This window comes from Pseudomonas endophytica, from assembly GCF_001411475.1.
Classification (GTDB): domain Bacteria; phylum Pseudomonadota; class Gammaproteobacteria; order Pseudomonadales; family Pseudomonadaceae; genus Aquipseudomonas; species Aquipseudomonas endophytica.
The window spans coordinates 1-10086 of sequence record NZ_LLWH01000044.1 but is presented as its reverse complement, the minus strand read 5'-3'; the positions used below and the strand labels follow the sequence as shown (position 1 = coordinate 10086).

General features: G+C 57.0%; 10 protein-coding genes. 7 read left to right on the top strand and 3 right to left on the bottom strand.

The genetic code is table 11. The features are described 5' to 3' along the window. Window positions 1-32: 32 nt before the first annotated feature. Window positions 33-926, bottom strand: a complete 894-nt coding sequence (gene ypfJ / locus AQS70_RS04630) for a KPN_02809 family neutral zinc metallopeptidase (protein ID WP_055101743.1) — start codon at window positions 924-926, stop codon at window positions 33-35. Window positions 927-1100: 174 nt separating this feature from the next. On the opposite strand from ypfJ, the gene pcaQ reads away from it, so the two are divergent. The 3 genes from pcaQ (at window position 1101) to pcaG (ending at window position 3465) form a co-directional block, all read left to right on the top strand. Next, window positions 1101-2030, top strand: a complete 930-nt coding sequence (pcaQ, locus tag AQS70_RS04625; RefSeq protein WP_055101742.1) for a pca operon transcription factor PcaQ — start codon at window positions 1101-1103, stop codon at window positions 2028-2030. Between the two features lie 98 nt (window positions 2031-2128). After that, a complete protein-coding gene (gene pcaH, locus AQS70_RS04620; protein WP_055101741.1) occupies window positions 2129-2848 on the top strand; it encodes a protocatechuate 3,4-dioxygenase subunit beta in 720 nt (239 codons plus the stop codon). Between the two features lie 11 nt (window positions 2849-2859). Further along, entirely contained in the window at window positions 2860-3465 is a 606-nt protein-coding gene (gene pcaG, locus AQS70_RS04615) for a protocatechuate 3,4-dioxygenase subunit alpha (RefSeq protein WP_055101740.1), read from the top strand. A 46-nt stretch (window positions 3466-3511) separates the two neighbouring features. Here pcaG and AQS70_RS04610 read toward each other — a convergent pair whose 3' ends face one another. Continuing rightward, the gene (locus AQS70_RS04610; RefSeq protein WP_055101739.1) at window positions 3512-5230 is read right to left on the bottom strand and encodes an FAD-dependent oxidoreductase; all 1719 of its coding nucleotides are present in this window, start codon (window positions 5228-5230) and stop codon (window positions 3512-3514) included. 151 nt (window positions 5231-5381) lie between these two features. Here AQS70_RS04610 and AQS70_RS04605 point away from each other — a divergent pair, with 151 nt between their 5' ends. From AQS70_RS04605 to AQS70_RS04595, 3 genes are all read left to right on the top strand, one after another. Continuing rightward, window positions 5382-6161: an IclR family transcriptional regulator gene (locus AQS70_RS04605; RefSeq protein WP_055101738.1), complete on the top strand. Its 780-nt coding sequence runs from the start codon at window positions 5382-5384 to the stop codon at window positions 6159-6161. Between the two features lie 108 nt (window positions 6162-6269). After that, complete coding sequence (locus tag AQS70_RS04600; RefSeq protein ID WP_055101737.1) at window positions 6270-7085, top strand: sugar phosphate isomerase/epimerase family protein; 816 nt, start codon at window positions 6270-6272, stop codon at window positions 7083-7085. Window positions 7086-7151: 66 nt separating this feature from the next. After that, the gene (locus tag AQS70_RS04595; protein WP_055101736.1) at window positions 7152-8036 is read left to right on the top strand and encodes a DMT family transporter; all 885 of its coding nucleotides are present in this window, start codon (window positions 7152-7154) and stop codon (window positions 8034-8036) included. Between the two features lie 36 nt (window positions 8037-8072). Here AQS70_RS04595 and AQS70_RS04590 read toward each other — a convergent pair whose 3' ends face one another. Next, window positions 8073-9404: an MFS transporter gene (locus AQS70_RS04590; protein WP_055101735.1), complete on the bottom strand. Its 1332-nt coding sequence runs from the start codon at window positions 9402-9404 to the stop codon at window positions 8073-8075. Between the two features lie 306 nt (window positions 9405-9710). On the opposite strand from AQS70_RS04590, the gene AQS70_RS04585 reads away from it, so the two are divergent. Continuing rightward, on the top strand, window positions 9711-10086 hold a 376-nt coding region (locus tag AQS70_RS04585), incomplete at its 3' end, for a sugar phosphate isomerase/epimerase family protein (protein ID WP_156355002.1).

The following is a 10086-nucleotide window of genomic DNA, read 5'->3' as shown; positions in this document are numbered from 1 at the left end:
AGACATACCCAGGCCATCAAACGTGGTGCCATTTACAGCTTCGCCGCTGAAAAGGTATCGCACTGATTAATATCGCCATTGGCAAAACCGACCTTAAACCACTTCACGCGCTGAGCTGACGTGCCGTGGGTGAACGAGTCGGGCATTACCCGGCCTTGAGATTGTTGTTGCAAACGATCATCACCAATCGCTGTGGCCGCATTAAGGGCAGACTCAATATCGCCAGGTTCCAGCCAGTTGTGACGCTGCTGCGCCAGGTTCGCCCAGGCCCCGGCTAGGCAGTCTGCTTGCAACTCTTGGCGCACCAGCAGCCCGCCGTCACCTTCCATGCGCTTGCCTTGCTGGCGGGCCATCTGCATTTTTGACGAGACCCCCAATAGCGTTTGCACGTGATGCCCCACTTCATGGGCGATGACATACGCTTGGGCAAAATCTCCGGCAGCTTTAAAACGTTGGGCCATTTCTTGGAAAAAACTCATGTCCAGATAAACCTTTTGGTCCGCCGGGCAATAAAAAGGACCGCTGGCTGCGGTGGCAAAGCCGCAGGCTGAACTCACTTGGCCACGAAACAGCACCAGCGTCGGATCTTTATACGTGCGGCCCGACTGTTGAAATACTTGGCGCCACGTGTCTTCTGTGTCGCCGAGAATGGCCCGCACGAAATCAGCGTTTTGATCATTGGCAGGCGGTGCATGGCCCGCTTGCTGAGTGACTTGAGGTGAAGATTGCTCTGTCAGTTGGCCACTGAGTTGCCCGAGAATCTGCAAGGGGTCTTGGCCGGTGAGCAAGCCGATACCCACAATCACCACCACCGCCATCAAGCTCAAACCTTTACCGCCGCCAATCCGCATGCCTCCACGGCCACCGGTGCTTTGATCGCGGACGTCTTCAACGTTGTCGCTGCGCCGGCCTTTTTTCCACTGCATGGAGGAATCCTCTGGTAATCCTGTTAATTGAGTGTTGCTGCTCAGTAGGCACTACGCCAGTCCGGCCGTCAGACGTTTTTACTCGCCTGAATCCCGAAATCGGAGTGCGCTGTAATAGGGTATCTTCGCTTAGCCTGACATAGACACCTCTTAACCCCCGGAGTTACGCCCCCCGTGAACATCGACACCCGCATCAAATACCGCCACTTGGTGTGCTTTCTGGAAATGGCCCGCCAAGGCAGTTTGGCGCGGGCCGCAGATGTGTTGGCAGTCAGCCAGCCGGCGATGTCCAAAACCCTTAAAGAACTTGAAGAGTTACTGACAATCAGTCTGTTTGTACGCAGCAAAAATGGAGTCCGTCTGACCGAGGCTGGAGTGGCCTTCCTACGCTATGCGACGCCTTCGGTGCAGGCGCTGCGCGAAGGGGTGAACGCCCTACGCGGTGGCGAATACTCTGGCGGCTCCGTACGACTGGGGGTGTTGTCCACCGTTGAAAGCTTACTGGTGCCTGAACTGGTCAGCCGCTTGCACGCTCGGCATTCGGCACTGGTGGTGAGTATCGTCACCGGCCCCAGTGCGTATCTTTTGTCGCAACTGCGCGTAGGAGACGTGGATTTAGTCATAGGGCGTATGACCGACAGCCCGGAAATCCAAGGCATGAACTTTGAGCACCTGTACAGCGAGTCGATGACTTTAGTCGTGCGCCCCGGCCACCCATTGCTGCAAGGCCCGCTGGACCGTAACCATCTGGAGCGTTATCCCTTGGTGTTGCCGCTGGCCAACACCACCATCCGCACGTTTGCTGACAGCCTGTTTGTGCAATGCGGCATCAGCCAGTCGCGTCAGCGTCTGGAAACCCTCTCGGTGACGGTTAGCAGGCGCTACGTGTTGCGCAATGATGCGGTGTGGATCGCACCTCGGGATGCTGTACGTCTGGATTTGGCGAGCGGCGAACTGCAGGAACTCGACCTCGGTCAGCGCGAACCTGGCGGCTCAATCGGGATTTGCAGCAACGCCCATGCGCCCATGTCAGTCGCTGCACAAGGCTGTGTCGATGTGTTACGAGAGTTGGGGCAGGCGTACGCCGAAGGGGCTTATCCATAACCATTTGGTTATGGATTGGTTGGGCATTTTCAATAGTCCTTATGCCCTTGTTGTTTAAAACTGTCGCCTAGCCTTGATAAAAACAACAGGAGATCGACATGTCTGATGCAGACAGCCGGCGCTTTATCATCCGTGACCGCAACTGGCACCCAAAAGCCCTGACCCCTGACTACAAAACCTCGATTGCGCGTTCCCCGCGCCAAGCGCTGGTGAGCATTCCACAATCGGTCAGTGAAACCAGTGGCCCCGACTTTTCCCACCTCAAATTCGGCAAGTTCGATAACGATCTGTTGTTGAACTTCAATCATGGCGGTTTGCCGGTTGGCGAGCGGATTCTGCTGTCGGGCCGTGTCTGCGATCAGTACGGCAAGCCGATTGCGCACACGCTGGTCGAGATCTGGCAAGCCAACGCCGGTGGTCGTTATCGCCATAAAAACGACCGCTACTTGGCGCCGCTGGATCCCAACTTTGGCGGCGTGGGCCGTACGCTCACTGACAGCCAAGGGTATTACAGCTTTCGCACGGTCAAACCCGGCCCTTATCCGTGGCGCAACGGCCCCAATGACTGGCGCCCAGCGCATATTCACGTGTCTATCAGTGGCCCGTCGATTGCCACGCGCCTGATTACTCAGTTGTATTTCGAAGGCGATCCATTGATCCCGATGTGCCCGATCGTCAAGTCGATTGCCAGCCCAGACGCCGTGCAAAGCTTGATTGCACGGTTGGACATGGGCGCTGCCAATCCAATGGATTGCTTGGCGTATCGCTTTGACATTGTGCTGCGCGGTCAGCGCAAGACTCACTTCGAAAACTGCTGAGGAGCCTCGTCATGCCTATCGAACTGCTACCGGAAACCCCATCGCAAACGGCTGGCCCTTACGTGCATATCGGCTTGGCGCTGGCCGCCGCCGGTAACCCTGCGCGTCCAGAAGAAATATGGAACGAGATGGCTACGCCTGACGCACCGGGCGAGCACATTTTGTTGGTCGGCAACGTCCATGACGGCAACGGGCACTTGGTCCGCGACTCCTTTCTGGAGTTCTGGCAAGCCAACCATGAAGGCGTTTACGACGAAGCGTTTGACAGTGAAAAAGCCTTCAACAGTTTTGGCCGCACTGCAACGACCTTTGACGCGGGGGAATGGGCACTTAGCACTATCAAGCCGGGAGTGGTGAGTAACGCGGCGGGCGTGCCGATGGCGCCTCACATCAACGTGACGCTATTCGCCCGAGGCATCAACATTCACCTGCAAACCCGCCTGTACTTTAGTGACGAGCCTGAAGCTAACGCCAAGTGCCCGGTACTCAACCTGATCGAGCAACCGCAACGTCGCGAGACGCTCATCGCGCACCGTTGTGAAGTGAATGGCAAGCCGGCCTATCGGTTTGACATCTACCTTCAAGGCCCAACCGAAACGGTCTTTTTCGACTTCTAAGGCTATGCGTGTGGGAGCTGGCCAGCCAAGCTCCCACCGCAACTGCTCACTCGTACTGCGTCACCCCGGCAATGTGCCTTGCGGCGATATAACCAAAGGTCAGCGCTGGACCAAGATTTATCCCACCTGCGGGGTAGTACCCGCCCATGATGCTGGCCATATCGGTGCCTGCCGCATACAGCCCTTTTATCGTTTGGCCTGATGCGTTCAGCACTTGCGCGTGCTCGTTGGTTTTGAGCCCAGCAAAGGTGCCAAAACAGCCGGGTTCGACCTTAACCGCGTAAAACGGGCCTTGGGTGATGGGCGCCACGCACGGGTTGGGTTGATGCAGCGGGTCACCCTGTTTGCGGTTGTACGGGGTTGAGCCGCGGCCCATTTGCGGGTCTTGGCCGGTTTGCGCATGCCGGTTGTACTCGTCCACGGTCACTCGCAAGGCAGCAGCGTTGATACCGCAGGCGTGCGCAAGATCTTCTAAGGTGTTGGCACTTTTCAGGTAGCCAGATTTGATGAAAGGCGCCACAGGAATCGGGAAGGGCCGCGAAATACCCAACCCGTAACGGCGTTGAAAGGCGTGACTACAGATCAGCCACGAGGCGACCGGCTCATCAGTGGGCGCCTTTTGAACCATCGCCGTGACGTAATCGTAATAGCCATTGGCTTCATTGACGAAACGCTGACCATTGCTCAAGACGCCGATGATCCCCGGTTTGCCACGTTCAATAATGTGCGGGAAGTGGCCGATGCTGCCGTCACGGTGCGGTACCCGAGACACGGGCGCCCAGGCCACAGGGGAGTGGAGGTCGCTGTTGACCCAGCCACCCGCGCTTTCGCCCAAGGTTAAGCCATCGCCGCTTGCACCTAGCGGTGGTAAGGCCAGATGCTCGTGGCCCGTGGGGGTGCGTGGGAACAGGGCTTTGCGCCGTTGAATGTCGTTGGCAAACCCGCCCGCCGCCAATACCACGGCGTTGCGGGCGTGGATGCGTACCTCGCCTCGTTCGGTCTTAACCACGGCCCCTGTCACGCCTGTTGAGTCTTGAATTAACGCCGTCACCGGGGCTGATTCCCACAGCCGTACGCCCAAGTCCTCCGCAGATTTGGCCAGTCGCGCCACCAAGGCCACGCCATTCACCAGTTGTAAGGCCCGCCCGTGTAAGGCGAGGTCTTTCAGGTGTCGGCTAAAGCGCTTAGTCACATGCCAGGCAGCGGGCAGCGAGCGTGTCAGATTAAGAAATGCCGCAAGGTCTGGGCCCGCCATGATCGGCATGCCCATAAAGGAGGTCTCGCGCATGGTTTTACGCAGTCGCTTGAGCAGCTTGCCGACCTCGCGCCCGTCATAGGGCGCGGCGATCACCGAGCGTCCGCCGGTTCCGGCTCCGGGCGTGTCACCGTGAATATCGGCAATCGCGTTGCCGTCAGCAAACTGCAAGCGCGTGTGCTGTTCGAAGAAGGCGACCATCTGTGGCCCGGCCTGCAGAAAAGCGTCAATCATGGCCGGCTCATAGCGCTCGCCCAGCTCATGCTTGAGGTAGGTGCGTGGCAACTCCACGTCTTCAACGATCCCCGCGCGTTTGGCCAGTGGGTTACACGGGATCCAAGCCCAGCCACCGGACCATGCCGTGGCGCCGCCGAAGACCGCGTCTTTTTCGACCACAATGACCTTTTGCCCATGCCAAGCCGCTGTGACCGCGGCCGCTAACCCTGCGGCTCCCGAGCCGACGATCAGCACATCACAGTCGATAGCGCTGGGTTGAGAGTCAGCAGTCATGGTTGAGGCTCCAGTGGCTAAATTTTGGAACTAGATTCCAAAATATAAAGATTTAGCCTTTCAACAACAACCCCTCTTTGGCGCTTGAGTTCCATATTTTGCGTTTTTGCGTTTACCTTTTAGAATCGCTGACATTTTACGAGGGCTCTGTATGGCTGGCAGTCAGATCGAACGCGTCTTCAATGTGCTTGAGAGCCTCACCCGCGAGGCGCGGGGTGTGCCGATGCAGACGTTGGCAGAGCAATTGGGTATCCCTAAAAGTGCCACCCATCGCTTGTTGGCTGAGTTGGTGCGTCTTGGGTATGTGCGGCAAAACGCCGAGAACAGCCGCTATCATTTGTCGACCAAGTTGGTAGCCATGGGCTTTCAATACTTGGCCAGCAGCGGGGCCGACATCGTACAGCCGATTCTTGATCGTCTTGCCCAAGAGACAGGCGAACTGGTGCGTCTAGGCGTGGTAGATAGCGAACGGTTGACTTGGATAGCCAAATCGCAGGGCGCTCGCTCCGGTTTACGTTATGACCCTGACATGGGCCGCGAAGCCCCGCTGTATTACACCGCCTCCGGGCATGCCTGGCTGGCCAGCATGACGGATGCACTCGCGCTGGCACAGGTCGAGCGCCAAGCTATTGAAGCCCCGGATGACCTAGGTCCAAATGCCCCTCAGTCCAATGCACAACTGCTTGAGCGATTACGCGTCGCCCGTGAGTGCGGTTATGCGTGTGTGCAAGAAAGCTCGGCAGTCGGCACCTCGGCGATTGCTGCCGTGGTGCGCAGCCCCTTGGATCAACACGTGATTGGCGTATTGAGTGTGGCAGGCCCCAGCGCACGCTTGCCGCAAGAGCGTTTGCACGCACTGGCGTCCGGGTTGCTACGCTTTGCAGATGAGCTGTCAGTTGCCTGCCAAGCGTCCGAGTTGTTTGCCGTTTAACAACTCATTTGCGCGAGGAGGTTAAATGTTCTTGCAAGTTTCTGGAACTGAATTCTAAATTAGCGGTGTTCTGCGATTCCATAACACTTACAAGAGGATCAACGCACTGTGAGCTCACGTCCCCTGTCACTGGCTGCCCTAACGGTGCTAGAAGTCTCCCCGGTAGAAATGGTCGAAATAGCGGCGCGTACGGGTTACAGCCATGTTGGTTTGCGCTTGGAACCGGCCACGCCCGAGGAACATCATTTTGCGCTAGTGAGTGATGCGGGCTTACGCAAACAAACATTAAAACGCCTGCATGACACGGGTATCAACGTGTTGGATATCGAGATTCTTCGGCTAAAGCCCCAGACCCAAGTCGCTCACTTCGACGCTCTCCTGGCTGTGGGCGCTGAGTTTGGCGCGACTGAGTTGCTCGTCGCAGGCAATGACCCGGATGAGCAACGCCAAGCCGACAACTTTGCCGCACTCTGTGATCTGAGCCGCAAGTACGGGATTTATCCTCACTTGGAGTTTATGCCGTGGACCGATGCCCGTGATCTGGCGCAAGCGCTACGGATTGTCGAGGCCGCGGGGCGTGATAATGGCTGCGTGTTGGTAGACGCCTTTCACTTCAACCGCTCGGCATCCCGACTTGAAGACTTGAGTCCCATCGCGCCGTCGCGCCTGCGCTACATGCAACTGTGCGATGTTGCCGGGCCGAGGCCGGATGATATGCAGGAAATATTGCGTCAGGCGCGTAATGAGCGGCGTTTTCCCGGCGATGGCGACTGTGATTTGCTCGGATTGTTGAACGCTATGCCGCCCGATATACCGCTTAGCCTAGAAGTCCCCTGTGTGCAGTTACAGGCGCAGGGGGTTAGCGCCGAACAACGGGCGCAATTAGCGATTGATAAAACCCGAGCGCTTTTGCGCCAGCTGTAGTGCAAGTCTCGCTCTTTATAGGGGCGACGCCGTGCTGTCAGTTCATTGCCGCACATGAGGTCTTCAATGACATTGCCTACGCCACTTTCGGGCGTTAACCAGCCCCTCAAAGGCATTTTGCTGATAGTGATCGCCACCGCGTTGTTCTCCAGTCACGACGCGATGTCCAAATACTTAAGCGGTTTATACCCGGTGGTGATGGTGGTCTGGGCACGCTATGTGGTGCACACCCTGCTGATGGCCAGTTACTTCCTGCCGCAATCGGGGTTGCGGGTATTGCGCAGTAAGCGCCCGTTGTTGCAGGTGTACCGGGCGATATGCCTGCTCGGCTCCGGCCTGTTTTTTACCTTTGGCTTGTTGTACATCCCATTGGCCGAAAACACGGCGGTTAACTTTCTGGCCCCTCTGCTGGTCGCGGCGTTATCTGGCCCTTTGTTGGGCGAAAAAGTCTCGCGGGGGCAATGGATCGCCGTGATCTTTGGTTTTATCGGGGTAGTAGTGATCATCCATCCGGGGGGCGAATTGTTTACCCCCGCAGTATTGCTGCCGATGTCAGCGGCCCTGTGTTTTAGTTGCTATCAAATCCTTACGCGAAAGCTCAGCCTGTACGACACGCCAATCACCAGTAACTTTTTCGCGGGCTTGTTCAATGCGCTGGTACTCAGTGCGCTGGTGCCGTTCTTTTGGCAGACCCCCACGCTGATTCACGGGCTTGAAATGCTCGCGCTAGGCACCTTAGGGATGACAGCACACTTATTGCTGACGCAGTCGTTTCGCTTGGCCGCGCCCGCCTTGCTGGCGCCTTTTAGCTACTGTCAGATCGTCTTTTCGGGAATGTTGGGCTGGTTGCTGTTCGATCACACGCCAGATCTGGCGTCACGCATCGGCATCGCCATTGTCTGTGCCAGCGGGCTGGCAGCGGCTTGGCAGCAACGTAAGTCTAGGGCTTGAAGCGTGGGGGCTGGCGAACCCGCCCCCACGGTTTTATCAGACTTGAGGGATTTTTCGCGGGGCCATGAAGTACATCCAGATCAGTGCAACGAAGTACATCGCCGGAATCATGGTGAACAACAGGGTGTAGTTGTTGTTGGTGATGGTCAGCACATAACCCACAATTTGAGTCATGAACATGCCACCGATGGCCGCGCACATGCCGCCAAAACCGAACACGGTGGCCATCATGTGCTTAGGCGTGTAGTCCATCACCATACTCCACACGTTGGCGGTCCACGCTTGGTGCGCGCCGAGGGCCAACGAGATAGCGGCTACGGCCACCCACAATTGGCTGGAGCCTGCGGCCATGACCACGCCGATGATGCACAGCGCGCAGAGGAACATCGACACCAATCGTGCCTTGACCGCAGCCATGCCGCGACTGATCAACATCGAGGACAAAATCCCGCCGCCGACACTGCCAAAGTCGGCGGTGATGTAGATGATGATCAACGGGATACCCATCTGCGTCACGTTAATGCCCAGATTGTATTGTTGATTCAAAAACGGCGGCAGCCAGTACAGGTAAAACCAAAACACCGGTGCGGTCAGTGAATACGACAACGCGAAGGCCCAAGTGCCGCGCATTTTCAGGATGGTCGAGAAGCCCACTTTCTGTTGCTCGGGTTCTTTCTCACTCTGGATGTATGCCAGTTCTTCTTTGCTGACGGTTGGGTGGTCTTCTGGGTTGTAGTACTTGAGCCCCCAAAAGATCAGCCAAATACCGCCCAAGGCCGCCATCCCCAGAAACGCTGCTTGCCAGCCCCACACGTGTAGGACCAACGGCAACAGCATCGGGGTGAACATGGCGCCGACGTTAGTCCCGGCGTTAAAGATGCCACTGGCGACTGCTCGCTCACCGGCAGGGAACCACAGGCGCGTGGTTTTCACACAGGCGGGGTAGTTAGCGGCTTCGGTTAAACCGAGAATCAGACGGCACACCATAAAGCCCGCAGCGGAAGTGGCCAAGCCATGTGCGCCGGTGGCCAAACTCCACAGCAATACAGCGCAGAAGAACACGCGTTTCACGCCGATTCGGTCGATCAACCGACCTTGCAGGACGAAGCCAATGGCGTAGCCCACCTGAAACCAAAAGTTGATGTTGGCGTAATCCATCGCCGTCCAGCTCATTTCTTTGGCTAGAATCGGTTGCATCACGCCCAACGCGGCGCGGTCGATGTAGTTAAGCGTGGTGGCGAAAAACACCAAGGCGAGCATGCCCCAGCGGGTTTTACCAATGGCCATTGCCCCACGAATCTTGTCGCCGATACCGGCGTGCGGGGTGCTTTGGGCTGGAGTAACGCGTGCAGATTGAGAAGGGGTCATGGCTATTTACCCGTCCAAGGAAAGGTCGGGTATCCCGCTGGCGGCATAGCTAAGCAAAGCGTCATATCAGTAAGAGCGAGCATGAGCGGTTACCCATTTTTTGGAATTTTTATGTGGTGTTGTGCAGCATTTGTTGCAAAAGGTACGGGTTGGATGGTGGCGAGTGGACAAAAAATCGTCAATTCAACAAAGGGCATAGTGTTCGATAATCGCACGCAAAACTAACTGGTTGGTACAGACCTGTTGCTCAATGATAGGGTGCCCTTAATAATCAGGCTATTTAGAAATGCCGTCTGGGAGTTAAAAATGAAGCGTTCAATCGCCACTGTTTCCTTGAGCGGCACCTTGCCGGAAAAGCTCGACGCCATTGCCGCAGCGGGTTTTGATGGGGTCGAGATCTTTGAAAATGACCTGCTTTATTACGCTGGCAGCCCTCGTGAAGTGCGTCAGATCTGTGCGGATCTTGGGCTTGAGATCAGCCTGTTTCAGCCCTTTCGCGACTTTGAGGGCTGTCGCCGCGACCGCTTGACGCGCAACCTAGACCGCGCTGAACACAAATTCGATTTGATGCAAGAACTCGGCACTGACCTGGTGCTGGTGTGCAGCAATGCCGCCCCCGACTCGGTGGGGGATCGAAACATCCTGCTCGACGACCTGAGCCTGCTGGCCGAGCGTGCCGGTG